Annotated in this window: 26 protein-coding genes; 13 read left to right on the forward strand and 13 right to left on the reverse strand. The window is 54.6% G+C overall.

Annotation, left to right across the window (positions count from 1 at the left end):
- The first annotated feature begins 263 nt into the window (after window positions 1-263).
- The 8 genes from ACG1BZ_RS02275 (at window position 264) to trpC (ending at window position 7,847) form a co-directional block, all read left to right on the forward strand.
- The gene (locus tag ACG1BZ_RS02275) at window positions 264-1,346 is read left to right on the forward strand and encodes an aminoglycoside phosphotransferase family protein (protein ID WP_413664245.1); all 1,083 of its coding nucleotides are present in this window, start codon (window positions 264-266) and stop codon (window positions 1,344-1,346) included.
- 29 nt (window positions 1,347-1,375) lie between these two features.
- On the forward strand, window positions 1,376-2,083 hold the full coding sequence (locus ACG1BZ_RS02280; RefSeq protein WP_413664246.1) for a nucleotidyltransferase family protein: 708 nt from the start codon (window positions 1,376-1,378) through the stop codon (window positions 2,081-2,083).
- 19 nt (window positions 2,084-2,102) lie between these two features.
- A complete protein-coding gene (gene rpe / locus ACG1BZ_RS02285) occupies window positions 2,103-2,765 on the forward strand; it encodes a ribulose-phosphate 3-epimerase (RefSeq protein ID WP_413664247.1) in 663 nt (220 codons plus the stop codon).
- 231 nt (window positions 2,766-2,996) lie between these two features.
- Window positions 2,997-4,508, forward strand: coding sequence for an anthranilate synthase component I (gene trpE / locus ACG1BZ_RS02290; protein WP_413664248.1), 1,512 nt, complete (start codon window positions 2,997-2,999; stop codon window positions 4,506-4,508).
- Window positions 4,495-5,358: an ion transporter gene (locus tag ACG1BZ_RS02295; RefSeq protein ID WP_413664249.1), complete on the forward strand. Its 864-nt coding sequence runs from the start codon at window positions 4,495-4,497 to the stop codon at window positions 5,356-5,358. Before trpE ends, ACG1BZ_RS02295 begins: the two co-directional genes overlap by 14 nt.
- A complete protein-coding gene (locus ACG1BZ_RS02300) occupies window positions 5,355-5,933 on the forward strand; it encodes an anthranilate synthase component II (RefSeq protein WP_413664250.1) in 579 nt (192 codons plus the stop codon). The genes ACG1BZ_RS02295 and ACG1BZ_RS02300 overlap by 4 nt, the downstream gene beginning before the upstream one ends.
- Before the next feature lie 73 nt (window positions 5,934-6,006).
- Complete coding sequence (gene trpD / locus ACG1BZ_RS02305) at window positions 6,007-7,056, forward strand: anthranilate phosphoribosyltransferase (protein ID WP_413664251.1); 1,050 nt, start codon at window positions 6,007-6,009, stop codon at window positions 7,054-7,056.
- Window positions 7,050-7,847, forward strand: coding sequence for an indole-3-glycerol phosphate synthase TrpC (trpC, locus tag ACG1BZ_RS02310; RefSeq protein ID WP_413665837.1), 798 nt, complete (start codon window positions 7,050-7,052; stop codon window positions 7,845-7,847). Before trpD ends, trpC begins: the two co-directional genes overlap by 7 nt.
- Before the next feature lie 79 nt (window positions 7,848-7,926).
- On the opposite strand, the gene crp is transcribed toward trpC, so the two are convergent.
- Window positions 7,927-8,538, reverse strand: a complete 612-nt coding sequence (gene crp / locus ACG1BZ_RS02315; RefSeq protein ID WP_040628054.1) for a cAMP-activated global transcriptional regulator CRP — start codon at window positions 8,536-8,538, stop codon at window positions 7,927-7,929.
- A 340-nt stretch (window positions 8,539-8,878) separates the two neighbouring features.
- On the opposite strand from crp, the gene ACG1BZ_RS02320 reads away from it, so the two are divergent.
- Window positions 8,879-9,286 (forward strand): OsmC family protein, encoded by a 408-nt coding sequence (locus tag ACG1BZ_RS02320; protein ID WP_413664252.1) that lies wholly within the window; start codon window positions 8,879-8,881, stop codon window positions 9,284-9,286.
- Window positions 9,287-9,370: 84 nt separating this feature from the next.
- Here the strand turns inward: ACG1BZ_RS02320 and coq7 are convergent, their stop codons facing one another.
- The 11 genes from coq7 to ACG1BZ_RS02375 all read right to left on the reverse strand — a co-directional run bounded on the left by coq7 (window position 9,371) and on the right by ACG1BZ_RS02375 (window position 21,483).
- On the reverse strand, window positions 9,371-10,015 hold the full coding sequence (gene coq7 / locus ACG1BZ_RS02325; protein WP_108731610.1) for a 2-polyprenyl-3-methyl-6-methoxy-1,4-benzoquinone monooxygenase: 645 nt from the start codon (window positions 10,013-10,015) through the stop codon (window positions 9,371-9,373).
- A gap of 56 nt (window positions 10,016-10,071) precedes the next feature.
- Window positions 10,072-11,376 carry a phosphoribosylamine--glycine ligase gene (purD, locus tag ACG1BZ_RS02330; protein WP_413664253.1) on the reverse strand — a complete coding sequence of 435 codons (1,305 nt, stop codon included), beginning with the start codon at window positions 11,374-11,376 and terminating at the stop codon, window positions 10,072-10,074.
- A 191-nt stretch (window positions 11,377-11,567) separates the two neighbouring features.
- Window positions 11,568-13,139 (reverse strand): bifunctional phosphoribosylaminoimidazolecarboxamide formyltransferase/IMP cyclohydrolase, encoded by a 1,572-nt coding sequence (gene purH / locus ACG1BZ_RS02335; protein ID WP_413664254.1) that lies wholly within the window; start codon window positions 13,137-13,139, stop codon window positions 11,568-11,570.
- Window positions 13,140-13,282: 143 nt separating this feature from the next.
- A complete protein-coding gene (gene fis / locus ACG1BZ_RS02340; protein ID WP_020411495.1) occupies window positions 13,283-13,591 on the reverse strand; it encodes a DNA-binding transcriptional regulator Fis in 309 nt (102 codons plus the stop codon).
- On the reverse strand, window positions 13,588-14,526 hold the full coding sequence (gene dusB, locus ACG1BZ_RS02345; protein WP_413665838.1) for a tRNA dihydrouridine synthase DusB: 939 nt from the start codon (window positions 14,524-14,526) through the stop codon (window positions 13,588-13,590). The genes fis and dusB overlap by 4 nt, the downstream gene beginning before the upstream one ends.
- 259 nt (window positions 14,527-14,785) lie before the next feature.
- On the reverse strand, window positions 14,786-16,021 hold the full coding sequence (locus tag ACG1BZ_RS02350) for a DUF3426 domain-containing protein (RefSeq protein WP_413664255.1): 1,236 nt from the start codon (window positions 16,019-16,021) through the stop codon (window positions 14,786-14,788).
- A 75-nt stretch (window positions 16,022-16,096) separates the two neighbouring features.
- Window positions 16,097-16,978: a 50S ribosomal protein L11 methyltransferase gene (prmA, locus tag ACG1BZ_RS02355; protein ID WP_413664256.1), complete on the reverse strand. Its 882-nt coding sequence runs from the start codon at window positions 16,976-16,978 to the stop codon at window positions 16,097-16,099.
- A gap of 150 nt (window positions 16,979-17,128) precedes the next feature.
- Window positions 17,129-18,469, reverse strand: a complete 1,341-nt coding sequence (accC, locus tag ACG1BZ_RS02360) for an acetyl-CoA carboxylase biotin carboxylase subunit (RefSeq protein ID WP_413664257.1) — start codon at window positions 18,467-18,469, stop codon at window positions 17,129-17,131.
- A gap of 15 nt (window positions 18,470-18,484) precedes the next feature.
- On the reverse strand, window positions 18,485-18,952 hold the full coding sequence (gene accB, locus ACG1BZ_RS02365; protein ID WP_282934436.1) for an acetyl-CoA carboxylase biotin carboxyl carrier protein: 468 nt from the start codon (window positions 18,950-18,952) through the stop codon (window positions 18,485-18,487).
- A 22-nt stretch (window positions 18,953-18,974) separates the two neighbouring features.
- Complete coding sequence (gene aroQ, locus ACG1BZ_RS02370; protein WP_413664258.1) at window positions 18,975-19,430, reverse strand: type II 3-dehydroquinate dehydratase; 456 nt, start codon at window positions 19,428-19,430, stop codon at window positions 18,975-18,977.
- Between the two features lie 259 nt (window positions 19,431-19,689).
- Window positions 19,690-21,483 carry a protein-disulfide reductase DsbD family protein gene (locus ACG1BZ_RS02375; protein ID WP_413664259.1) on the reverse strand — a complete coding sequence of 598 codons (1,794 nt, stop codon included), beginning with the start codon at window positions 21,481-21,483 and terminating at the stop codon, window positions 19,690-19,692.
- 129 nt (window positions 21,484-21,612) lie between these two features.
- On the opposite strand from ACG1BZ_RS02375, the gene ACG1BZ_RS02380 reads away from it, so the two are divergent.
- The 4 genes from ACG1BZ_RS02380 to ACG1BZ_RS02395 all read left to right on the forward strand — a co-directional run bounded on the left by ACG1BZ_RS02380 (window position 21,613) and on the right by ACG1BZ_RS02395 (window position 25,377).
- On the forward strand, window positions 21,613-22,341 hold the full coding sequence (locus tag ACG1BZ_RS02380) for an N-acetylglucosaminyltransferase (protein WP_413664260.1): 729 nt from the start codon (window positions 21,613-21,615) through the stop codon (window positions 22,339-22,341).
- A complete protein-coding gene (locus tag ACG1BZ_RS02385) occupies window positions 22,338-22,799 on the forward strand; it encodes a copper chaperone PCu(A)C (RefSeq protein WP_413664261.1) in 462 nt (153 codons plus the stop codon). Before ACG1BZ_RS02380 ends, ACG1BZ_RS02385 begins: the two co-directional genes overlap by 4 nt.
- Window positions 22,800-22,834: 35 nt before the next feature.
- Entirely contained in the window at window positions 22,835-23,404 is a 570-nt protein-coding gene (locus ACG1BZ_RS02390; RefSeq protein WP_413664262.1) for a YajG family lipoprotein, read from the forward strand.
- A gap of 179 nt (window positions 23,405-23,583) precedes the next feature.
- A complete protein-coding gene (locus tag ACG1BZ_RS02395; protein WP_282934428.1) occupies window positions 23,584-25,377 on the forward strand; it encodes a putative bifunctional diguanylate cyclase/phosphodiesterase in 1,794 nt (597 codons plus the stop codon).
- Window positions 25,378-25,428: 51 nt separating this feature from the next.
- Here ACG1BZ_RS02395 and ACG1BZ_RS02400 read toward each other — a convergent pair whose 3' ends face one another.
- Window positions 25,429-26,427: an adenosine kinase gene (locus tag ACG1BZ_RS02400; RefSeq protein ID WP_413664263.1), complete on the reverse strand. Its 999-nt coding sequence runs from the start codon at window positions 26,425-26,427 to the stop codon at window positions 25,429-25,431.
- Between the last annotated feature and the right edge of the window lie 101 nt (window positions 26,428-26,528).

Genomic DNA, 26,528 nt, shown 5'->3' on the forward strand with positions numbered 1-26,528 from the left:
TTATCGATAGATACGTGCGACAGCTTTCGAGCCGGGGCGCGCAAAATCATCGTCCGATTCTACTTGAATGTAGATGTGGTTAATAGCCGTACTGAAGCCGTAATGTTACAGCTAGGGGCTCAGCTTCGAAACGCAAATTACCTGGAACTCGTGTTCTGTTTTTACCTGAGGCAAAGTAGGAGCTCCAATAAATATAGTGATGGCGTCTCTGGACGCAGAGAGGCTCGGGGTTAAAATGCAGCTAGAAACAGTTGGAATATAAGATGAGCCTAAGATCGAGCAGTGAAGTTGAGCAAGGGTGCGAGATCGACTCCGATCCCAGACGCAATGCCTTGAGTGAGTGGGTTGGCGTGGCCCTGGGTATGGGGGCTCCGGCTGATTTATCGAGCCTGGCGGGAGATGCTGGGTTTCGTCGTTATTTTCGCACTCAAACCGAGCCGCCACTGATAGCTGTGGATACGCCTCCCCAGTTGACCAATCCCGCTCGATTTGTGGCTCTGGCCGATTACTTGCGTCGCAATGGTATTCACACACCGATGGTGGTAGCAGCAGATACTGCGGAAGGTTATTTGTTACTGGAGGACCTCGGGGATACCCAGCTCTATAGTGTGCTCAATAACGAGAGTGTTGAAGGGCTCTATGCAGAGGTAATGAGTGAACTTTTATGTCTTCAGCAGATCCCTTTTGAGGAACAACTGTTCCCAGCTTATAGCCGTGAACTGCTTCTGAAGGAAATGCGGGTTATGCCAGAGTGGCTGGTTCGAGAATTACTCGGACATCAACTCGATCAGCAAGAAGAAAAGCTACTGGAGCAAACCTTTGAGTTATTGCTCAACAGTGCTGAAGAGCAGCCCCACACTATTGTTCACCGGGACTATCACAGCCGCAATCTGATGATTCGCGACGGAGAGCGGCCCGGGATTGTCGATTTTCAGGATGCGGTGTGGGGGCCTGCTACCTACGATCTGGTGTCTCTGCTCAAAGATTGTTATATCCGCTGGCCCCGCGAGCGGGTAGAGCGTTGGGTGCTAGCTTACGTTGCGACCGCTGAAGCGGCGGGTGTTATGCAGCCTGTGGACCCACAACTTTATCTTCGTTGGTTCGACTGGATGGGATTACAGCGTCATATTAAAGTGCTGGGTCTGTTCCCGCGCCTCAGTCTGCGTGATGGAAAGCAGGGATACTTGCAGCACCTGTCGCTGGTGATTCGCTATGTTTTGGAAACTGCTGAGCGCTACCCAGAGCTGAAGCCGTTTACTGATTGGTTCAGCGGCACCCTACTGCCGCAGATAGAGCCTTTGCCCTGGTACACCGATTACCGCTGTGCCGGTGACCAGCTGAAGTAGGCCGTACGAAAACTGTACAGATTAATTTAATGAGCAAACCCAAAGAGAATTCCCCTTTGACTGCCATGGTATTGGCAGCAGGTTTTGGGCGCCGTATGCGCCCACTGACGGACCAAACTCCAAAGCCTCTGTTGCCGATTGCCGGTAAGCCCCTGATTGAATATGCAATTGAGCGCTTGGCAGCTATTGGTGTGCAAAAGGTCGTGATTAACCTGGGCTACTTGGGACCCAAAATTCGTCAACAACTCGGTTCTGGTTCCCGCTGGGGGGTGGATATTCACTACTCCGTCGAGCATGAGGAGGAGCCACTGGAAACTGCCGGTGGGATTCTCAAGGCGCTGCCACTGATCGGCGATTCATCGTTTCTGGTGGTTAATGGTGATGTTTGGTGTGACTATGACCTGTCGCAATGGATCGAGAGGCCGCTGCCGGAGTCTTGCCCTGGGCGCCTTTTGATGGTCCCCAATCCTCCCCATAACCCCGATGGAGATTTTGGCATAGAGGGTGGCTTGCTGTCGGGTACAGCCAAGCCCCGCTATACCTTTGCAGGTATTAGCTGGCTGCGAGCTGAAACCCTCACCGAATACCCTAAGCGCCGCGAATGCTTCGGGCTTGGGGAAGTGTTCACCTTTAATGAGGATAAGCTACAAGCTGAACTCTATGAGGGGGACTGGTGCGATGTGGGAACCCCCGAGCGCCTGGAAAATTTAGATCGCCGACTGACTGGCGAAAGTTGAGTTACCAAAGGATATTTTGATGTCAGATTACAAGATCGCCCCCTCTATTCTCTCCGCAGATTTCGCACGTTTGGGTGAGGAAGTGGACAATGTGTTGGCAGCCGGAGCGGACTGGGTGCATTTTGATGTGATGGACAATCACTATGTGCCAAATCTCACGATTGGCCCTATGGTATGCCAGGCCCTGCGCAAACACGGTGTTGAGGCTCCGATTGATGTGCACCTGATGGTGGAGCCGGTGGATGAAATGATTCGCATGTTCGCCGATGCCGGAGCTACCTATATTACGTTCCATCCAGAAGCCTCTCGTCACCCGGACCGCTCCCTTCAATTGATTCGCAGTCTCGGCTGTAAAGCCGGGCTGGTGTTCAATCCAGCCAGTGGCCTCGATGCGGCCAAGTATGTAATGGATAAGCTGGATATGATCCTGCTGATGTCGGTGAACCCGGGCTTTGGAGGGCAGAAGTTTATCCCCAGTACCCTGACCAAGTTAAAAGAAGCCCGCAAGTTGATTGATGAGTCTGGGTTTGATATTCGCCTTGAGATCGACGGCGGTGTGAATCGCGACAATATTGCCGAAATTGCTGCAGCTGGAGCAGATACCTTTGTCGCTGGGTCTGCCATATTCAATACCCCGGACTACGCTGAAGTGATTGCAGCCATGCGTAAGAGTTTGGCTTAATTTACAAAACTGGCGGGCAATCTCTTGCCCGCCATAGACGGGATTTGTTAACTTGTGCGCCTGCACTGAGGGAATTTCCGTGAACCACTCTTTCTCCCTGACAAACAGTTGGCGATGGCGCCACTGACCTGCTGAGGCCCAATCGAGTTTGGCGATTGAGGCACCTTTCCCGTGGGCGCTGCTTATACTCTGGCGCCAATCATAAAGAATGAAAAATTGATCGGAGTCTCCATGACCCCTACTGAATACGCTCAACTTGCGTCTGAGGGTTATAATCGTATCCCCCTGGTAAGGCGCGTACTGGCGGATATTGAAACGCCACTGTCCACCTATTTGAAACTGGCCGGAGGCCGTTACAGCTATTTGCTGGAATCGGTTCAGGGCGGGGAGAAATGGGGACGCTATTCCATTATTGGTTTACCTGCGCGGACTCTGCTCAGGGTTAAGGGCACTGACATCACCGTGGAAACTGATGGTGAGGTTGTAGAGAGCCACAGCGCCGCCGACCCTCTGGAGTTTGTTGAACAGTTTCAGCAGCGCTATCAGGTGCCTGAATTAGCGGATCTGCCCCGTTTTAACGGCGGGCTGGTGGGCTATTTTGGCTATGACTGCGTGCGCTATATCGAACCGCGTTTGGCCGCCAGTACTCCGCCGGATACCCTGGGAAACCCGGATATCCTGTTGATGGTCAGCGATGAATTGGTGGTTTTTGACAATCTTGCCGGTGCGGTAATTCTGATTGTCCACGCAAATACCGCTGAAGAAGCAGCCTATGAAAAAGCCCAGCAGCGCCTGGACCAATTGGTTGGCCAGTTAGCGCAACCGCTGCCGGATACTGTGCCCCTCGATTTGCATGGGCGCGGCATTGATGAGAGCGAATTCCAATCCCACTTTGGCGAGGACAACTTTAAGCGCGCAGTAGACCGGGTTAAAGAGTACGTGCTTGCCGGTGATGTGATGCAGGTGGTGCCCTCCCAGCGCCTGTCTGTGCCTTTCGATGCGCCGCCACTCAATTTTTACCGTGCTTTACGCAGTTTGAACCCTTCGCCGTATATGTATTTCCTCGATCTGGGTGACCACCATGTAGTGGGCTCCAGCCCAGAAATTTTGGTGCATTTAGAAGAGGGAGAAATGACTGTGCGACCTCTGGCGGGAACCCGCCATCGGGGAGCCACTGAGGAGGAGGATCTTGCCCTGGAGGAAGAGCTGTTGGCAGATCCCAAAGAACTCGCCGAACATCTGATGCTGATTGACCTGGGGCGCAATGATATCGGCAGGGTGGCTGATACTGGCAGTGTTAAAGTCACCGACCAAATGTTTGTCGAGCGCTATTCCCACGTGATGCATATCACCTCCAATGTTGTCGGCCGGTTAAAGCCGGGCCTCACCGCCATGGATGCTCTGCGCGCGGCACTGCCGGCCGGTACCCTGTCGGGCGCCCCCAAGATTCGCGCTATGGAAATTATCGATGAGCTGGAGCCAGAAAAGCGTGGCATTTACGGCGGGGCGGTCGGCTACCTGGCTTGGAATGGCAATATGGATACCGCTATCGCCATTCGTACTGCAGTTATCAAGGATGGCCGACTATATGTGCAGGCGGGGGCTGGCCTGGTGGCCGACTCAGATCCACAGTCAGAGTGGAATGAAACAATGAATAAGGCCCGAGCGCTTTTCCGAGCTGCCGGTATGGCGCTGGCCAAGAGTAGTGACCCTTTAAAGATCGAGCAAGATGAGCGAAGTTAGTATTTCTCAAAAGTTGACCCTGGCTGAACGCTGCGAGCGAGTCGTCGCAGCGCCGTTATTTAACCAAATCATTATCGGAATGATTCTGCTCAATGCCGTCGCTGTTGGGTTGGAGACTTCCACTTGGGTGACGGAGCGCTTTGGTACGCTGCTGGGCGCTATTAATCAACTGATTCTCGCCTCATTTGTTATTGAGGCGCTGGTTAAGATTTTTGCCCATGGGACTCGCCCCTGGCGTTACTTTGCCAGTGGTTGGAATTGCTTTGATTTTACTATTATTGCACTGAGTTTGATTCCTGCTACAGGGCCGCTAGCTACCCTGGCGCGTTTGGTTCGGGTATTAAGGGTTTTGCGGCTGGTGTCTGCATTCCCGGAACTCCGCACACTGGTAGATACATTGTTGCGAAGCTTGCCAAGCATGATGCACATTGCTTTGCTGATGAGCATCATTTTCTATATCTATGGTGTAGCGGGTTATTTCCTATTTCACGATATTGATCCAACTCATTGGCGCACTTTACCCATCGCATTTTTGAGTTTATTCCGCATAGTCACCTTTGAGGACTGGACGGATATTATGTATACAGCGATGGATTCGATGCCTTGGGCCTGGCTTTACTTCGTCAGCTTTGTGGTCATGGGGGCGTTCGTAATGATTAACCTCTTTATCGGTGTAGTCTTGAATAACCTGGAAGAGGCCAAATTGCGACGAATGGATGAAATGTGTCTGCCTCCAAGCCAGACCGAAATCCTGCGCGAACTCCGCGCAACCCAGGCCTCTCTCGCACGCCTGCAAAAAAGAATGGAAGAATCCACTTATCAACCAGAGGCTAAGGGGGCCGCACAATGATTTTAATGATCGATAACTACGACTCCTTTACCTGGAATGTAGTGCAGTACCTGGAAGAGCTGGGTGCAAAAGTGATGGTAAAACGCAACGACGAAATTACCCTGGATGAAATCGAGGCAATGGCGCCAGAGAAAATTGTGATTTCGCCGGGTCCCTGTACCCCCAATGAGGCGGGTATTTCGCTCGATACCATTCGCCGTTTTGCCGGCAGTATCCCTATTTTGGGTATTTGTCTGGGGCACCAGAGTATTGGACAGGTCTTCGGTGGCAGGGTGGTTCGTGCCCGGCAGGTTATGCACGGCAAAACATCTCCTATAGTGCACAACAATTTGGGGGTGTTCCACGGTTTGTCCAACCCGTTTGAGGCGACTCGCTATCACTCACTGGTAGTGGAGAAAAGCAGTTTACCGGTATGCCTGGAGATCACCGCCTGGACTGAGACAGAGGATGGTGAAATTGACGAGATCATGGGCGTGAAGCACAGGGAATTAGCGGTAGAAGGGGTGCAATTTCATCCTGAGTCGATTCTCACCATGCACGGTCACGATATGTTGAGAAACTTTATCGAGTCTTGAGGGCCGGAAGAACAAGTGCGCGGCGGGCAGGCCCCGCCAGAATCAATAACCAGAGCGGGGCAAAGGGGGAAAAATGAATATTCAACAGGCCATTGCCAAACTGGTGGATGGCGAACACCTTACTCGTGAAGAAATGCGCGAAACCGTGGGCCAGATTATGTGTGGCGAAGCGCTGGAGTCTCAGATAGGCGCACTCCTTATCGCACTGCGCATTCGCGGGGAAACAGTCGATGAAATTGTCGGCGCTGTGGAAACCATGCGTGAGCTGGCGGTAAAGGTTGAGCTCGATCTGGAAAACACGGTTGATATTGTCGGCACCGGCGGTGATGGCGCCAATCTGTTTAACGTGTCCAGTGCGAGCAGCTTTGTGGCAGCTGCCGCCGGAGCTAAGGTAGCCAAGCATGGCAATCGCTCGGTGTCGTCCAGTAGTGGTTCTGCGGACCTGCTTGAGCACGCCGGCGTATTTTTGGAATTGAGTCCCTCGCAGATGGCGCGTTGCGTAGAGACTATCGGTATTGGCTTTATGTTTGCGCCCAGCTTTCACAATGCAATGCGCCACGTTGGCCCATCGCGCAAGGCATTGGGACTGCGTACCATCTTCAATCTACTCGGGCCGATGACAAATCCGGCGGGGGTAAAGCGCAAAGTAATCGGTGTGTATGACAAACGCTACTGCCGTCTGTTGGCTGAGGTTCTGCAAAAGCTCGGTTCAGAGCATGTGTTGGTTTTACATAGTGATGATGGGCTCGATGAAGCCAGTATTGCTGCGGATACCTTTGCTGTGGAATTAAAGGATGGTGCCTTGCAGGAATATACCCTCAAGCCTGAAGACTTTGGCTTGCAGCGCCGTGACCTCTCTGATCTTAGTGTTTCTGGTTCCGAGGACTCCCTGGCCCTGATTCGCGATGCGCTGGGTAAGCGCAATACTGAGGCGGGGCAAAAAGCCGCGGATATTATTGCGCTTAACGCTGGCCTGGCAATTTATGTCAGCGGCGTTGCGCACTCTGCAGAGCAAGGTGTCGCTATGGCACAAGATGCTATCGACAGCGGTCTCGCCGGAGAGAAAATTAACGATCTTGCCGCGTTTACCAGTGCGTTTCGCCCAGAGGAAATTCAATCGTGAGTACACCGACCATTTTAAAAACAATTGTCGAGCGCAAGTGGCAAGAGGTTGCCGAGCGCAAGGCTGAGTGCTCCACCGACGAAGTTCGACTTCGCGCCCGGGATCAGGAGCCGGCGAGAGGTTTTGTTGATGCAGTGGATCGCAAGATTTCCACTGGTGAGGCTGCAGTAATCGCCGAAATTAAAAAAGCCTCTCCCAGTAAAGGTGTGATTCGCGAGGATTTCCTTCCTGCAGAAATTGCTACCAGCTATGAAAAAGGTGGCGCGGCTTGTCTGTCAGTACTAACCGATGTGGACTTTTTTCAGGGTGCAGATAATTACTTGCAGCAGGCCCGCGATGCCGTACGCCTACCGGTGCTGCGCAAGGACTTTACCGTTGATCCCTACCAAATCTATGAAGCTCGCGCGATTGGGGCCGACTGTATTTTGCTGATTGCAGCCTGCCTGGAAGATCCACAGATGGCGGATCTCAACGGGCTCGCTTTGGAGTTGGGTTTGGATGTCTTGGTGGAAGTGCATAACCACAAGGAGTTGGAGAGGGCCCTGGCATTGCCTAACCGCTTAATCGGCATCAATAATCGCAATCTGCACACTTTCGATGTGCAGCTGGAAAATACCTTTAAGTTACTGGACTTGATCCCCGAAGACCGTCTTGTGGTCACGGAAAGTGGTATTCATACCACAGATGATGTTGCGGCGATGCGCGGTCATAACGTCAATGCTTTCCTGGTGGGAGAGGCCTTTATGCGGGAGGAGGAGCCGGGCAGGAAACTGATGGAAATGTTTAACTGACCGCTTACTCCAGTAGTAGAAATAAAAAAGGGCGATGTAAAAATCGCCCTTTTTTTTATGCGGTGTATTTATTCGGTTACTAGCGGGTACCGTACACCACCATGGTTTTACCTTTAACGGAAACCAGGCCCTGTTCTTCCAGGGTTTTTAATACGCGGCCCACCATTTCCCGGGAGCAGCCGACGATACGGCCAATTTCCTGGCGGGTGATTTTTATTTGCATGCCCTCGGGGTGAGTCATTGCATCCGGCTCATTGCAGAGGTCGAGCAGGGTGCGAGCGACACGTCCGGTAACATCCAGGAAGGCAAGATCGCCAACTTTGCGCGTGGTGTTGCGCAGGCGGCCTGCCATTTGGGTGGCCAGGGCGAAAAGAAACTCTGGGTGCTGGCGAGTGAGTTCCTGGAACTTGGTGTAGGAGATTTCTGCCACCTCACACTCGGTTTTGGTGCGGACCCAGGCACTGCGGGTGTCCTGATCGAACAGGCCCATCTCACCGAAAAAGTCTCCGTCGTTGAGGTAGGCAACGATCATCTCGCGGCCTTCATCGTCCTCAATCAGAACTGTAACGGAACCGCGCATAATGAAATAAAGGGATTCACAGCGGTCGCCAGCATAGATAATTGTGCTCTTGGCCGGGTAGCGACGCCGGTGGCAGTGGGCCAGAAAGTCTTCAATATTGCCGATAGTCATGGGGTCTTCGATAGCAACCGTCACGGATTTATTCCTCATTTTTTGTCTTGTGCTCTATCCCGGCTTTAGCAGCTGAGCACTATTGAATTATCGCGCGAAAACAAAATCCCCAACAGGGGCTGACCGCGGCAAAGTTCCGCAGTGTGACCTGTGACACTATGGCACTGGGTCGCTTGGACTTCATAAGCCACGATGCGTTCATAGAAAAAGCATTTGATCATGCGTCATTCGGCTTTCGCGCGGAGGCGTACCAGACACTATACCGGAAACATACAGGTGCCGGGATAGACTTCGCCAATATGCTAAGCTTCGCCGCTGAAGTTTTAATGGGAGTGGAGTGATGCAGGGGAAAGTAACCTGGGTAAATGATTTAACCTTCGTCGGTGAAGCCGGCAGTGGTAATTCGGTAGTGATGGAAGGCGGCCGCACAAATAGTGGTGTGCGCCCGATGGAAATGATTTTGCTGGGCGTCGGTGGCTGCGCGGCTTACGATGTGGTGAGTATTTTACAGAAGGCGAGACAAGACATTATTTCCTGTCATTGTGAACTGGAAGGTGTGCGCCCAGATACAACCCCATCGCCGTTTGAGCGAATTGAAATGAAGTTTGTAGTGCGCGGTCGCGGATTGAAGGAATCCCATGTTGCCCGTGCAGTGGAACTCTCCGCAGAGAAATACTGCTCAGGCTCCATCATGTTACGCAATGCGGGTGTCGAGATTGTACACAGCTACAGCGTTGAAGAAGCTTGAAGGGAAATTATCCGGGAAGGGAGGGAGGATACTGGGCGTAACCTCCCTAAAATCCAAGTCGTTTTAATGAGTGAAGAGTAACGGTCAGATTTTATAACTGGCCGAGGTCATCACTTTGGATACCAGAGACATCACTCCTTTTACCGGAGCGGGGAAGCGGGCACCACCGGCGGCCAGTGCAGCGTGGGCGTGCTCGTCTTCGTCAATTAACATCTGTTCCACTACCGCACGGCTTCTCTTGTCGTCGGCGGGAAGCTTTTCGAGGTGGCTCTCAAGATGTTTACACACCTGGTCTTCCGTAGCGGCCACAAAACCGAGGCTGATTCGGTCGCTGATTTTCCCGGCGGCGGCGCCGAGCCCAAAGGACATACCGTACCACAGTGGGTTGAGTAGGCTGGGGCGGCTGTCTAATTCCTTCAAGCGCTGTTCACACCAGGCCAGATGGTCGATCTCCTCATCGGCAGCACGCTCCATTTCCCCCCGCACCTCGGGCAGCTTGGCGGTCAGGGCCTGGCCCTGGTAGAGCGCCTGGGCGCAGACTTCACCGCTATGGTTGACCCGCATAAGGCCAGCGGCGTGTTTGCGTTCGCTGTCGGTGAGGTCTGTCTCGGCTTCACCCTTCGCCGGGGATGCCCGGCCGTGGCAGGGTTCGCCGGGACTCAGGGTGCGCAGAGCCCGATCCGCTTGAATTAACAGGCGGTCGAGTCCGCTGAGGCTGCGTTTACTCATAGTATTCTGCTCCCTGTGGAAGGCGACCGCTTATGAGCGGCCGCCGATGCCAGCTGTTAGTCCTGCTGCTCTGCAGAAACCTTTTCTCTTTCGACAGCGCGGTAGCCGATATCTTTCCGGAAGAACACACCGTCCCAGTAGATAGCCCGAGCTGATTCATAGGCATTTTCCTGAGCTTCAGCGACGGTATCCCCTAATGCTGTGGCGCACAACACCCGGCCACCATTGGTGACTACACGCTCACCATCCAGTGCGGTACCGGCGTGGAAGACCTTGGCGTTGTCACCGTCTGCTTTGTCCAGGCCGCTGATGGCGTCGCCTTTGCGGTAGCTGCCGGGATAGCCGTGCGCGGCAAGTACCACACCCAGGGCTGGGCGGGGGTCCCACTCAGCAGTGACAGTGTCCAGCTTCTTGTCCAGAGCAGCCATGCAGAGGTCGACCAGGTCTGATTTCAGGCGAATCATAATTGGCTGGGTTTCCGGGTCGCCAAAGCGGCAGTTGTACTCGATAACCTTCGGAGTACCGTCGCTATCGATCATCAGGCCGGCGTAAAGGAAACCGGTGTAGGGCGTACCCTCAGAAGCGAGACCTTTAACGGTGGGTTCGATTACCTCTTGCATAATGCGCTGGTAAATGGTGTCGGTCACTACCGGTGCCGGGGAGTAGGCCCCCATACCGCCTGTATTGGGGCCGGTATCGCCATCGCCAACGCGCTTGTGATCCTGGCTGGTGGCCATCGGCAGGATGTTTTCACCATCCACCATCACGATAAAACTCGCTTCCTCACCCTGGAGGAACTCCTCGATAACCACGCGGCAGCCGGCTTCACCAAAGGCGTTTCCAGACAGCATATCGCGTACAGCGAGCTCAGCCTGCTCTTCGGTTTCGGCAACGATTACACCCTTGCCCGCAGCCAAGCCGTCGGCTTTAACCACGATGGGCGCGCCGCGCTCGCGAATGTAGGCAACCGCCGGCTCCACTTCGGTGAAATTGCGGTAGGCAGCGGTGGGGATTTTGTGGCGCTCGAGAAAGTCCTTGGTAAAGGCTTTGGAGCCCTCCAGTTGGGAGGCGCCTTTGCTGGGGCCAAAAATGGCGAGGCCACGGGCATTAAAGAAATCGACAACACCCTCTACCAGCGGTGCTTCCGGGCCGACAATAGTTAGTTCTACGCCGTTTTCCTCGGCGAAATCTGCCAGGGCGGCGAAGTTATCCACACCGATTGCGATATTTTCCAGCTTGGGTTCGCGGGCAGTGCCGGCGTTGCCCGGGGCAACATAGACGGTGCCGACATTTGGGTTTTGCGCTGCTTTCCACGCCAGGGCGTGCTCGCGGCCACCTGATCCGATAACCAATACGTTCATTCTTAAATCCCCCTAAGTCGACCGATCCGGTCCATTGCACAGGTTATAGGTGTGCTAGTTTAACGTGGAATTGATTCTGGGGCCTGAGTCTCGCCCCTGGATTCAAATGATTTGTGCGGGCTGGGAAGTATCGATACTTCCCAGCCCGTTGATCATAGCCCGCAGCAGTAAGCATTTGCGGGCGTACAATCTTAGTGGCGGAAGTGGCGCATACCGGTAAATACCATGGCCATATTGTGCTCGTCCGCTGCGGCGATCACTTCTTCATCGCGCATGGAGCCGCCGGGCTGGATGACCGCCTGGATTCCTACAGCGGCAGCATTATCGATGCCGTCGCGGAAGGGGAAGAAGGCATCGGAAGCCATAACGGATCCTGCAACGGCGAGGCCGGCGTGCTCGGCCTTGATTGCGGCGATGCGTGCGGAGTTTACGCGGCTCATCTGGCCTGCGCCTACGCCTACAGTGCGACCGTCTTTGCCGTATACGATGGCATTGGATTTTACGAACTTGGCCACTTTCCAGGTAAACAGCAGATCGTGGATTTCTTCTTCAGTGGGCTGGCGCTTGGAGACTACTTTCAGGTCGGCAGCGGTGATCAGGCCGTCGTCGCGGTCCTGAACCAGCAGGCCGCCATTAACGCGCTTGTAGTCCAGTGCCGGGGTGCGCTCGCTGCTCCACTGGCCGCATACCAGCAGGCGCAGGTTCTTCTTCTCGGCCACGGCCTGTTTGGCCTCCTCGGAGACTGACGGCGCAATGATCACTTCGACAAACTGGCGCTCGACGATAGCGCGGGCAGTGGCACCATCCAGCTCGCGGTTGAAGGCGATAATACCGCCAAAGGCGGACTCGCTGTCGGTAGCGAAGGCCAGGTCGTAGGCCTTGCGAATATCTTCAGCAATCGCCACACCACAGGGATTGGCGTGTTTTACGATCACGCAAGCGGGTTGTTCGAAGGATTTCACGCACTCCAGCGCGGCATCGGTATCGGCAATATTGTTGTAGGAGAGCTCTTTGCCCTGCAGCTGGGTGGCAGTGGAAATACTGGCCTCAGCCGGGTTGGCCTCGGTATAGAAAGCGGATTTCTGGTGCGGGTTCTCACCGTAGCGCAGGTCCAGTTTCTTGATGAATTGGCTGTTGTAGGTACGCGGGAACAGCTGCTTTTCTTCGCCTTTAATGGCGCCCAGGTAATTGGCAATAGCGCCGTCATAGCCCGCCGTGTGCTCAAAGGCTTTTACCGCAAGGTCAAAGCGGCTGGCGTGGCTCAAGGCGCCATCGTTAGCTTTCATTTCTTCGATGATGTTGCCGTAATCGCTGGCATTGACCACGATAGTGACATCTTTGTGGTTCTTGGCGGCAGCGCGAACCATGGTGGGGCCGCCGATATCGATGTTCTCGATAGCGTCTTCGAGGGAACAGTTGGGCTTGGCAACGGTTTGAGCGAAGGGGTAGAGGTTAACCACCACCATATCGATCGGGGTGATACCGTGCTCGCCCATGATGGCATCATCGGTACCACGGCGCCCCAGAATGCCACCGTGTACTTTCGGGTGCAGAGTTTTGACACGGCCGTCCATCATTTCAGGGAAGCCGGTGTAGTCGGAAACTTCTACGACGGGAATACCCGCTTCCTTGAGCTGGCGGTGGGTTCCGCCGGTGGAAAGAATCTCAACCCCCATTGCGGAGAGCTGTTGAGCGAACTCTACAATGCCACTCTTGTCAGAGACACTAATTAGAGCGCGGCGGATGGAAACCTTGTCTGTCATTGCACTTGATCCAACTGGTTTTCGAAAAGGATGTTTAAAGGGTTTTAGCGGTTGTCCACTGTGGCAACAAAAACGCTGCCGGGAAAATAGCGAAGGGGGATGAGTTACCTCATCCCCCTTCAAAATCTCGCTTGGTGGGAAGCTTACAGCAGGCCGTAGCGCTTCAGCTTCTTGCGCAGGGTGCCACGGTTGAGACCCAGTAATTGCGCGGCGCGGGTCTGGTTGTGGCGGGTGTATTTCATCACCACTTCGAGCATGGGCGCTTCGATCTCCGACAGCACCATGTCGTAGACATCGGTTACCATCTGGCCATCCAGGTGGCGGAAGTAATTCTCCATTGCGTGCTCGACGGCATCGCGCAGGGACTGCTGCTGTGGCTGTGCCAGTTGAGTCTGTCCCCTGGAGGATACTTCTTCATTGCCAGTATCCGGAATTAATACTTCGTTGTTCATGCCGCTTGTGCCCCTCTCGTTATTCGGCGTTCAAACCACTCGTGAACGCTGGCATGTTGTACTTCTGCACTCTCTATTTGGAAAAAGGTCTTGCGGAAGGACTCGCTATCCGCGAGCGTCTTCAAGTACCAGCCCACATGTTTGCGAGCGATACGGACCCCCATCACTTCACCGTAGAATCGGTGTAGTTCGCCCAAATGGGCGAGCAAAATATTCCTGACTTCATCCAATGTCGGTTCGGGTAGCCGCTCGCCAGTGGCGAGATAGTGGGCTATTTCCCGAAAAATCCATGGTCGTCCCTGTGCTGCACGGCCAATCATGACCGCCGATGCGCCAGTGTAATCGAGCACCTCTCGGGCTCTCTCAGCACTGCAGATGTCGCCATTGGCAAAAACCGGGATTTTTACCCTGGATACAATTTCGGCAATGGTATCGAATTCAGCCTGTCCGTGGTAGCCACAGGCGCGAGTGCGACCGTGAACCGCCAGTGCAGCGATCCCGGAATCCTCGGCCATTTTGGCTACAGTGACGCCATTGCGGGAATCCGGGCACCAGCCGGTGCGGATCTTTAGCGTCACCGGGACGGAAACAGACTGGACCACGGCTTGAAGAATATCCGCTACCAGCTTTTCATCCCGCAGCAGGGCGGAGCCCGCTGCTTTCTTACACACCTTTTTTGCCGGGCAACCCATATTAATATCGATGATTTGCGCGCCGCGACGAGCATTCTCCCGAGCGGCTTCCGCCATCATCTCAGGATCACCGCCGGCGATCTGCACCGATATGGGCGCCGCTTCGCCACCGTGATCCAGGCGCAAGCGGGACTTGCGGCTGTTCCACAGGCGAGTGTCCGAGGTCACCATCTCCGAAACCACCAATCCGGCGCCGAGTTCTCGGCACAGCTGGCGGAAGGGGCGGTCGGTGACACCGGCCATGGGCGCCAGAATTACCGGGTTGTCGATAATATAGGGGCCAATGGCAGTAGACACGGTAGCTCCATTTGGGCTGTAGGAAGGGCAATCTGTGCCCCGGCAAAACAGCCGCCTATGATAGCGGCTGGCCCGTTAATGGCAAAGCGAAAAAGCGGGCAATTTGATCGATCACTGTTCATTTAGCCTGTCGAATGCGCAGGTTTGGTTGTTTATGGCGCCAAATCCCCTTTGCTAAAAACTTAGCCGGGGAGCTTGTGTGTGTTCAGTGAGTGATGTTCAGCTCGTAGTTTACCGCTTCTGCACCGGGGTCAACCACCTCAATAGCGATATGAATGGGGCTGTCCTGGGGCATTAGTTTGCGTCCGGCCAACTCCCCCTGTAGGTACTCGTTCGGGGTAAACCGACGACTGGCCACAGCCTTATCCTTCAGGTCGCTGAAGTTCAACAATAAGTTGGGGAAGGGTTGCGCGTAGGGGGCAGTATTTAGCAGCACTGCATCCACTACCAGGGCGCCCTGCAGCTGCGGGTGGGTGCGCACCATTAAGTTTGTGGCCTGGATCGCCCGGGTATCTTTTAGTTGGGGTAAGGTGCAGCCGAATAGTGGGCAGGCGGCAGCATAGAAGTCGCGCCAGGGCTGTTTGCGGCTGAGGCTATCGAACTGGAAGTATGCAACCTGAATCACTATGCCGAGGATCGATAGGGGAATCAATGCACGCCACAGCCAGGGAGAGGCTGTGCGTTTCTTTTTGGGTACTCCCCACGACATCTCCACAGGCGCGGGCTGGATAGCTGAGATTAATTGCTCCCGCTGGGGCTCTTCAGCAGTGGTAGATTCGCCACCGAAGTAAGGCTCCTGGCGGCTTTCCTCAGTGGGGGGAGGTGTATCTACAGACTCGGTTGATACTGCAGGCTCATTGTTGTCCCAAGACGATTCCTCAGCGAGGGAGCTAGAAGTTTCAAACTCCGGTACTTCAGGTTGGCCGTTGTACTCGGGCGAAGGGTCAGAATCAAAATCAGGAAGTTCTTCCCAGTCCGGCTTGAGGATTTTATCCAGGTCCTCTTCGGGTTCCGCTTCCTCTTCGGTGTGAGATGCTTCCAGCTCCTGCCACTCATGGTCGCCAAAGGCGTCACCAATTAATTCCTGCGCTGCTGCACTATATTCTTTTGGTTCAGATTTGGGCGCGCTGTCAGGTGCAATCTCATTGGTTGCACTCTCCTGATTGGTAGTTTGATCCACAGCTGGTGGAGATGGCGGGGTGGCGGGTTCGTCCTCGTCGAGCTCGATATCGTCGTGGATCAGGAAGTCATCGTCTTCCAGCAAAGCCTCCAAATCATTGCGGCTCTCGCTATCACTTTCTGAGAAAACGATATTTTCGTCTGCGCGAAACACCTGCAGGCAAGACCCACAGCGAACGGCGCCGCGGGCAGCGCGCAGTTGCTGGTCATTAATATGAAATGATGTGCTGCAATGAGGGCAGCGGGTTACCAGTTGAGACATTCGACTAGAGCGCAGTTTATTTAGCAGCCAAGTTTATCAGCCCAAAGGGGTCCCGCGTAGTGCTCGGGGGCGCATTTAGCGCACCCGCTTGCCTGTCAGTCTGACCCATCCCTCGTGTTCGCCGTCAGGATCGAACTCAATCCATTCGCTGTAAGCATTTTTCACCTGCTCTGCCTGGGAACTGAGGATGCCGGACAGACAGATTTTTCCGCCCAATTGAGTGAGCTGTATCAGTTTAGGGGCGAGTTCTACCAGGGGACCGGCGAGGATATTGGCCAACATAACATCGGCGGCTTCGCTCGGCATTTGTTCTGGCAGGTAGACCGGGAAGCGCTCGGGGTCTATGCCGTTGCGCTGGGCATTGTCGCGGCTGGCGAGCAATGCTTGGGGATCGATATCGGTGCCGAGAACTCGCTCTGCTCCCAGTAGTAGTGCGCTAATCCCCAGAATGCCCGAGCCGCAACCGAAGTCGATGGCACTCTTACCTGCGAGCTCCTGCTGCGCCAACCATTGCAGACATAGGAAAGTAGTTGGGTGCGTGCCAGTGCCGAAAGCTAGGCCCGGATCGAGCAGCAGGTTCACGGCGTCTGGCTGTGGTGGCTCACACCAGCTGGGGCAGATCCACAAATTGGGGCCGCACTGGATGGGTTTGTAGTGGGTCATCCACTCCCGCTCCCAATCCTTGTCCTCAAGTTGCTCCCAGCGGGCATTGGGCAGCATTTCGCATAGGAAGGAAGCTGCTTTTGCCTCGGTAACTGAGGTGTCGACTTCCGCATCGAACAACCCGGTAACCCGTGTTTGCTCCCATAGGGGCACTTCTCCGAGCCCGGGTTCAAGGATCGGTTGGTCAGCGTTGTCTTGCAGGGTGACAGATACGGCACCGGCAAAAAGCAGTGCGTCTTCGATTTTTTCCGCGTGATCACGGTCGGTGTCCACGCGGAGTTGTAGCCAGGGCATAATTATTCCGGAAATGTTGTAGCGATGTTTACGGCATTGTTGCGGCCGGGCCGCACTCAGATAACGACGGTTGCCACGCCATCCTTGGCAAGGTTCAGTGTCGTTATGTTTGCCGCAATTCTCGCTAACTTTGCCCCGGCTGGCGAGCGCTTAAAGACCTAACTTCTTCTCCAGGTAGTGGATATTGACCCCACCCTTGGCAAAGTTTTCATCTCGTACCAACTCTTCCTGTAGGGGAATATTGGTTTTGATGCCGTCCACTACCAGTTCCGACAGGGCCACACGCATACGCGCCAACGCAGTTTCGCGATCTTCCGCATGGGTGATCAGCTTGGCGATCATGGAATCGTAGTTGGGGGGTACCGAGTATCCGGAGTAGAGATGGGAGTCGACCCGCACACCCAGGCCGCCAGGCATATGGAAGTTGTTTACCTTGCCGGGGCTGGGGAAGAAGGTCTGCGGATCTTCGGCATTGATACGGCATTCAAAGGCGTGACCTTTGATTACGATATCTTCCTGCTTCAGGGATAGCTTCTCACCGGCACAAACCCGAATCTGCTCTTTGATCAGGTCGACGCCCGTTACCATTTCGGTAACGGGGTGCTCCACCTGGATACGGGTGTTCATTTCGATAAAGTAGAAGCGCTCATTTTCATACAGGAATTCAAAAGTACCCGCGCCGCGATAGCCGATATCGATACAGGCTTGTACACAGGACTCATGTACCTGCTCGCGCACCTCGTCGGGAATACCCGGAGCTGGGGCTTCTTCCAAAACTTTTTGATGGCGGCGCTGCAGGGAGCAGTCGCGATCGCCCAGATGGATGGCGTTGCCCTGGCCATCGGCCATTACCTGGATCTCAACATGGCGGGGATTCTGCAGGAATTTTTCCATGTAGACGGTGCCGTCACCGAAGGCCGCTTGGGCTTCGGACTTGGTCACGGCAATCGCGTTCACCAGCTCCTCTTCCTTTTCCACCACGCGCATGCCGCGACCACCGCCACCGGCGGCAGCTTTAATGATGACCGGATAACCGATGCTGCGGCCGATCTCCATGCAGCGCTCGCTATTATCGGGCAGCGGGCCGTCAGAGCCTGGAACGGTGGGAACGCCAGCCTTTTTCATGGCGGCAATCGCAGACACCTTGTCACCCATCAGGCGGATCACATCCGGATCAGGGCCAATAAAGGTAAAGCCGCTCTTTTGCACCTGTTCGGCGAAGTCCGCGTTCTCTGCGAGAAAGCCATAGCCGGGGTGCACGGCTACTGCGTCGGTGATTTCCATGGCGGAGATCAGGGCCGGCACATTTAGGTAGCTCTGCGGGGATGGGTTGGGGCCGATACATACAGATTCGTCGGCCAGGCGTACATGCTTGAGATTGCGGTCTACCAAAGAGTGCACCGCCACAGTGGCGATGCCCATCTCTTTACAGGCGCGCAAAATCCGCAATGCGATTTCGCCGCGATTGGCGATTAGGATTTTGTCGAACATTGTGACTTACCCCACTCAGACGATGGTCACGAGGGGCTGGTCAAACTCAACCGGTTGGCCGTCTTCCAGCAGGATCGACTCAATGGTACCGGCCTTGTCGGCTTCGATCTGGTTCATCATTTTCATCGCTTCGACGATGCACACAACATCGCCAACTTTGACCTGCTGGCCCACCTTCACGAATGCCTCGGCGCCAGGGCTGGGGGCAGCGTAATAGGTGCCTACCATCGGGGACTTCACCGCGTGTCCGCTGATAGCCGGCTTGGACTCTTTTTCAGCTGGGGCAGCAGGAGCGCTGGGCGCCGGAGCAGCGGGGGCGGCAACCGGTGCGGGAGGCGCGCTGTAAATCGGTGCAACGGGTTGGGCTGCGCTGCTGACGCCGCGACTGATGCGCACGGACTCTTCGCCTTCTTTGATTTCCAGCTCGCCGATATCCGATTCTTCGAGCAGCTCAATCAATTTTTTAATTTTGCGGATATCCATAGTTATTTACTCGCAGTTTGATTCATTGTTGTGCAGGTGTGGCATCCAATTGGTGGATGGCTGCCTGTAAGGCCAGGGTGTAGCTGTTGGCGCCAAAGCCACAGATTACGCCGCAGGCAAGGTCAGAAAGATAGGAATGGTGTCGGAAAGCTTCCCTGGCATGGGGATTGGACAGATGAAGCTCAATAAACGGGATGGCAACGGCTGCCAGGGCGTCGCGCAAGGCGACACTGGTATGGGTGAACGCAGCGGGATTGATCACGATAAAGTCGACCCCACTAGTCGCCGCCAGGTGGATTCGTTCGAGCAGGGCTGATTCACTATTGCTCTGCAGGGCTTCCAGTTCGTGGCCGGCGGCGTCGCACTGGCGCTCGGCGGCTTCATTGATATCCGCCAGGGTGGTAGACCCGTAGATGTGAGGTTCGCGACTGCCTAAAAGATTTAGGTTGGGGCCGTGAAGGAGAAGAAGTTTAGCCATAATTCGCCCTGAAGAAAGTTGCCGAAAACCCATATAAAGTGGGTTAAAATTGGCTATCTTGCGGGCAAACTCGAAATTTCGGCCTAGCTGCCCGAACTCATTAACCGAGTCTGCCGCAAAAGTGACTCCCTGTCCATGCCAGACTCGGAGTTTATCGAAGTTAGCAGCAGTTCGGCGATATTGGGCAAAAAATTAGTTCAAAATATCCGGGCTATGGCCTGTTTACCTTGGGTTGTTGGCTACAAAGGCGCCAAAAACTTTACTGAGTCACCCCAGTGCTCAAAGGGGAGTCCACAGCGTTCTCCAATTCCTGTAGTAAATCATCTTGAGAAAGTATTTGCGGCAGTATTTTTGCGTCGCCCCCATCGGCGGGATAGAGGAGATACAGCGGCACACTGGTACGCCCGTATTTGGCCAATAATTCACTGATTCGCGGATCCTGGTTGGTCCAATCTCCTTTCAGCGCGACCACGTTGAGGCGCTCCAAAGCATCACTGACCTCGGTGCTCGACAGCACAGCTTTCTCATTCATCAGGCAGGTGATGCACCAGGCCGCTGTCATATTGGCCAGAACTGCACGCCCCTCACTGCGTGCAGTCTCCAGTCTCTCTGCCGAATAGGGCTCCCAGTAATCGCTGCTGGACAATTGTTCAGACTGATTGATGGTTTTCAGTTGCGGAAGTAGAAAAACCGCCAAGGCCAGGGAGGCCAGAGCCAGAGAACCGCGCAGCCAGTGCCATTGCGGACGCGGCCAAAGCCACAGGGCAAATGCAATGGCTACAGCACCAGCCAGTACTAGGGCAACCCCATCACCCCCGGCTTGTCGGCCTAGAACCCACAGTAGCCATACCGCAGTGAGATACATCGGAAATGCTAACAGCTGCTTTAGGCGATCCATCCAGGGGCCGGGTTTGGGCAGCTTTTCGGCTAGAGCGGGGATATAGGTCAACAACAGGAAGGGGGCCGCCATACCGGCGCCAAGGGCGGCAAAAACACTTAGCGCAATTAGCGCGGGTTGCGTAACAGCAAACCCCAGTGCGGAGCCCATCAGCGGCGCAGTGCAGGGGCTGGCCACCAGTGTTGCCAGCGCGCCGGATGCCACAGAGCCCGACAACCCTTGACGTTTATTCAGGTTGCCGCCAATACCCATCAGTTTACTGCCGAGTTCGGTCATTCCGGACAGACTCAACCCCATGATAAAAAACAGGTAGGCGAGTGCTGCCACCAACCAGGGGGATTGAAGCTGGAAGCCCCAGCCGACAGCCTCTCCGCCGGCGCGAAGGGCGAGCATCACAGCGGCGATAGCCACAAAGCTCAAAACTACGCCCAGTGTATAAGCCCAGCCGTGGTGGTGCCTTTGGCTTGCATTTTGTGCCGCCTGGCTCACTGCCAGTAATTTAATCGACAGTACTGGGAAGACACAGGGCATCAGGTTCAGGATCAGGCCACCGGCAAATGCGAGAAGTAGCGCCAGTGATAAGGTGACATTGCTACTGCCTGCGGCACCGCCAGCACTCGCTGGCGGAGTGGGCGCGCCTGTAATTAAGGCGCTGTCCTGCGGTTCTATATCCTGACTGGCAAAATCCACACTGTAGTATCGGGTTTGAGGTGGATAGCAAAGGCCAGCATCTGCGCAGCCTTGATAGTGGAGCTCCAGTTGGGTAGAACCGCTGGTTTCAGGGATATCCAGGGCAAATTCGAGCTGGCCTCGGTAGACCTCAGTCTCTTTCTCGAAATAGTCGTCCCAAATAACTTCACCGGTTGGCAGGTTCAGGGGGATGGGAGTTTTTTCACCATTATCGACCCTGTACAGCGCCAGTTTTTCGCGATAGAGGTAGTACTCTGGGGCGATCTGGAAGAGTGCACTGAGGCCGTTGGCATCAAAGAGCAGATCCTGCTGATAAGCTTCATCAACCGGCAGAAAAGTGTTTTCCTGGGCGCTGCTCAGCGAGGCAAAAGGGTTATCGGAATTCTGCGCTGTAGCTCCAATGCTGGTTGTGGCCAGCAGGATTGTCAGCAGAACGAGGAAATTTTTTCGGAAACTTTTGGTCATCACAGCCATAGATGAAAAAATTCATTATAGTCGGGCGCATAGTTCAGACTGCTGCACCAGACGGGGGTTCAGTCGCCGCAGCAGTATAGCGACGCCAGTGGTACAAAAAAACAACAATAGGGGATTGTTTTGCCGTCATTTGAACGCCTTCACAGCCTTGGGGTTTTACTGCTACTGGCATTTTGCCTGGGGGCCTGCTCATCCAATAAGCCCGCACCTAAAACGGTTGTCCCTCCTCCCGCCCCTAAAAAGACGCCATCCCAAGACCAGGTTCGGCGCAACAATATTTCCTTTTTTTTGAGTCGTGCGGAACAGGCGCTGCGCAAAGGGCATCTAACCCAGCCTGCCGGCGCCAGTGCCTACGACTATTACCTGCGTGTATTGCAACTGCAACCGGATAACAGCAAGGCAGAAACCGGTATTCAAACCATTGTGGTCACCTATGTTGAGCGGGCGCGGGACGCCCTGCGTCGCAGGGATTTTGGGGAGGTGAATACCCTGTTGAAACGGGCCGAGATGTTGGCCCCGGCCAATCCGCTGGTGGCTGAAGTGCGTACACAGTTGGTCCGCGAGCGGGGGAGAGCGCAGCTCGATTTACCGCAAGGGGAGGTGATAGGTCTGCCAGCCGGTGAACTTGCAGCAAGGTCTGCCGGGCTGGTGGAACAGTTGCAGCGAGTAGCGGGCAGGATTCGCAGCGAGCAGCTGCGCGTCATTATCGTAGCGCGCAGTGATGCTGAGGGCCGTTGGGTTTATCAGCAACTGCGCGAGGCTGTACCCGGGTATCGGGTGCGTGGAGATATCAAAGTCGGGAATCCGGCGAAACTGATTCTGATTAAGCCCAGCGGAGGGGCACCATGAAAAAAGTATTGGCATTTGCCTTTTTAATCACCGCACTCCTTGTGTCTAAAGGCGCCTATTCCATAGGAATTACGGCGGAGGGGTATGCCCGGGAAACTCCTCCGGGGCCTTCGATGAGCGCTGCCTTTGTGTCGCTGCACAACACTGGTGATTCGAGTCAGGTACTCACGGGTGTGGAGTTGCCGGGTGTTGAACAGGCTTCAGCAGACCTGCATACCACAATATCGGAGAATGGAATAAACCGGATGCGCCCGCTGGATCAGCTGACGATTGCCGCCGGGGCAAGTGTAGATATGGCTCCCGGTGGAGTTCACTTAATGATTAAAGGTCTGCGCTTGCAGGCGGGGGAGGAGTTGCCGTTGCGACTGCTTTTTGCCGATGGCAGCAGTGTAGATATTCTTGTGCCAATAGTTCGGATGAGTGATGAGGGTGAGCACCACCACCATCACCATGGCTGAATTGGCAGTTTTTTTGAAGTGAGGGGGAATTAAACATGAAGAAGTTATTGGTTTTTGCTGGTGCACTGCTACTCAGCGCTTGTGCTCACAGCCCGCTGCAAATTTGGCTGCAGCCTCAGGTCCAGGTTGCTCCTGAAGCGATAGGCGAAGGCTTTAGTATGAGTGTGATGGGAGTTAATGAACTGCCCTCTGGCGGCTTGGGATCATTGGGTGGTGTTTATGCGGATACTGCTCAGGTAAGTATTGGCAATGACGCTGGTGAGGCTATTGCAGCGGGATTGCGTGAGGGTTTTTCAAATTGGTCATTCCGAATTACCGATACCGCGCCGGAAGTTCAGATGATCGCAAAATTGGTAAAACTCACCTACAACAGTCCAAATACGGTTTATACCACCGAGATTGACACCTCTGCTGAAATTCACCTGGAAGTGAAAATTGGTCCTCGCACTTATTTCGGCACTTACAGCGCTTCCGGCAAAGATCGGAACCTGGTTAAGCCCAGCCGTGAAGAAGTCCAAAGCCGTGTGAATGGACTGCTCAGCACAACTCTACAACGAGTATTTGAAGACGAGAAATTAAAAAATTTCTTGCGCAGCAATCTGTGAATGTGCAATTTATACATTTGTAGAAAAAACTCGGCTGGGAGGCTGGATAATTGAATAAAATCGGCGATCGTGGGCGATGATGTCGGTAACCTTTTTCGGTTATGGCCTGTCGCAAGGCACCTCCCCGCTGCCGGGAAAGGTTTGCGCTTTGCTCTGTTGTGTTTTGAGTGAGTTTTCCCGTGACGCTGTTTAATCCAGAGGCGGCAAGTTATCTCGGCCCCCTCGCCCAGTTGGAAGAGGGGCTGCGTCCCTGTGAGCAGATCAGTTTACAGGCGGCGGAGGCGGCTCTCGGTGAAGTTGCCGATGGTGTCATTGTCACCGATGCTGCGGGCACGGTGGTTTACACCAACCCCTTGGTCAACGAAATGACTGGGGACCTGGTTGGACTGCTGCCCGGCCAGCCACTCAGTGAAGGTTTGCGCCTGTGCAATAGCCGGGGCGATGCGATAGAGCCGATATTGCCGGCATCCAGTGACCTGGGTGAAGTACCCAGAACCAGAGAGTTTAATGCCTGTATTGAGCGCCCAGGGGAAGAGCATGTCCCACTTGAAGTGACCGTGCAGGTAATGGCTCTTTGGGATATGGGGGTGCTTAAAAATTATGTTTTGGTGCTGCGGGATACCTCTGCCGCACGCCGGGTTTCCACTCGCCTTATGTGGCAAAGCAGCCACGACGCCTTAACCCGACTGCCCAACCGACAATTCTTTGAGAGTGAGCTGCAAAGCCAACTCAGCCTCTGTGTCGATAAACGCCAGCACCATGTATTGCTCTACCTGGATGTTTATCAATTCAAAGTTATTAACGATACCCTGGGCTTTGTTGCCGGGGACCAGTTGTTGGTTCAGTTGGTGGAGTTAATCAAGCGCTGCCTCTCCAGCGATGATCTATTTGCCCGAGTCGGCAGTGATGAGTTTGCGATACTACTGCGCGACTGCACCCTGGAAGAAGGTGGTCGTGTGGTGGCTCGGCTGCGCGACTCTGTGCAGAACTTCAGTTTTTTCTGGGAGGGGAATGACAACCGGGTCGCGGTGTCGATCGGTGTTGTTGGTGTCGATCACTTTACCCCCAGTGCCAGTCAGTTACTGGCGTCGGCCAATGATGCCTGTTGCAGTGCCCGCGAGCAGGGCAGAAATCGCGTTAAGCTGTTTGGCGACTCCCGTAAGGTATTGGAGAAGCGTCGCGAGACTACCTGGGTTGCGGAAATTCACGCGGCTTTGCGGGAAGATCGCCTCATGTTGTACCGACAGCCAGTGGTTTCACTAAAGGGGGACCGCAATGTCCACCACTATGAAATCCTGGTGCGGATGCGCGGCCGTGATGGTGGAGTGATTTCACCGGGGCTGTTTTTGCCAGCCGCAGAGCGCTACGGCTTGATCGAGGAAGTGGACCGTTGGGTAATTCGCCGGGTCTTTGACTATATGGCCCAGGAGCAGCGCCTGGGGATGGGCGGAATTAATTATGCGGTCAATATTTCCGGTATCAGCCTGGGGGATGAGACCTTTGCTGATTTTGTGCTGCAGTCTTTGTCCGATGCCGGTGTAACGCCTTCGCGGGTTCAATTTGAAATTACAGAAACCAGCGCCATCAATAATCTTGAACGAGCCCTGATATTTATCCACAAGCTGAGAGCCGCCGGTTGCAGCTTTGCCCTGGATGACTTTGGTCGCGGTGTTTCCTCCCTGGCTTATCTGCGCCAGCTACCGGTAGATTTTCTTAAAATCGATGGAAGCTTTGTGCGCAATATGCTTGAGGATGAAATTGATAGCGCAATGGTAAGCACTATTGATCACTTGGCGAAGAGAATGGGTATCAGCACTATCGCCGAGTATGTAGAGAGCCCGGAGTTAATGGAAAAATTGAGCCAGATGGGGGTGGACTATGCCCAGGGGTTCGGTATTTCCGCAGCGACGGGGTTGCCGGAGCTGGATAGCTACCCGGGGATGCTCCACCATTCCAGAGGGCCCAAGCCTTAGGGGCCCCTGGAAATCATGTGTCTATAGATAACTGCTACTAGGCAATTACTATTAAACAACCGGTGCGAGTAATTCGGAGTGCTGCTCGGCTTCTAGGCGCGGGCCGTATTGGCTCACCACCTGGGCGGCAGCGCGGCAAGCGAGTTCGCCAGCTTCGGTAAAACTCATTTCGCGGTTGATACCGTAGAGGAAAGCACCGGCAAACATATCGCCTGCGCCGTTGGTATCGATGGCGCGGACTTCGGGGCTCTCTATGCGGTGAACGTCGTTGCCGTCCCATAGCAGTGCGCCATCGGCGCCCAGGGTAATCGCGAAACTGCGGCAGTAATCGCGCAGCGCTTCAACGGCGCCCTCCACAGAGTCGGTACCGGTAAAGCCCAGAGCCTCATCCCGGTTGCAGAACAGCATATCCACACCGCCGCCAATCATTTCCCGCAGCCCTTCGCCGAAGAACTGAACCATAGCCGGGTCAGACAGGCTGAGAGCGGTTTTAACTCCGTGGGCTTCGGCTTCTTCGCGAAGCTTGATCGCTGCGGCACGGCCCGTTTCAGAGGAGACCAGGTAGCCTTCGATATAGGCCCACTTGGAGGCGGACAGTGCATCGCTATCCAGTTCAGCGACTGAGAGCTGTTCACTCATTCCCAGATAGGTGTTCATACTGCGTTCGGCATCCGGGGTGATAAGCACCAGGCATTTGCCGGTAGTGCCCTCATCAGCTTGCTTCAGTGTTTCGGGATAGTCGACCCCGGCGCTGTTAAGGTTGTTTCTGTAGAAATCACCATTCTCGTCAGCGGCAACTTTGCAAGAATAGAAGGTGCGGAGACCGAAATAGCTGGCAGCAATGACTGTATTGGCACCGGAGCCACCGCAGGCCAATTTGGCAGTGACCATATGGTTTTGAAGGTCGTCTACCAGCTGCTGCTGACGGGCATCATCTACCAGGGTCATGATTCCCTTTTCCACGCCAAGGCTGCTCAAATCCTGGTCCGACACTTCGATTTCTGTATCGAGTAGGGCGGCACCTATGCCGTAGAGATCGTATTGCTGCATATCATTCCTATTCGGGCTTATTGTCTACATTTCCGCCGCATTATGGACGTGATTTTGCCAAGTGCAAGGCATTGGGGAGGGCTGGCGACAGCAAACCCTCA

The sequence above is a fragment of the Microbulbifer sp. CNSA002 genome, assembly GCF_047324085.1.
Classification (GTDB): Bacteria; Pseudomonadota; Gammaproteobacteria; order Pseudomonadales; family Cellvibrionaceae; genus Microbulbifer.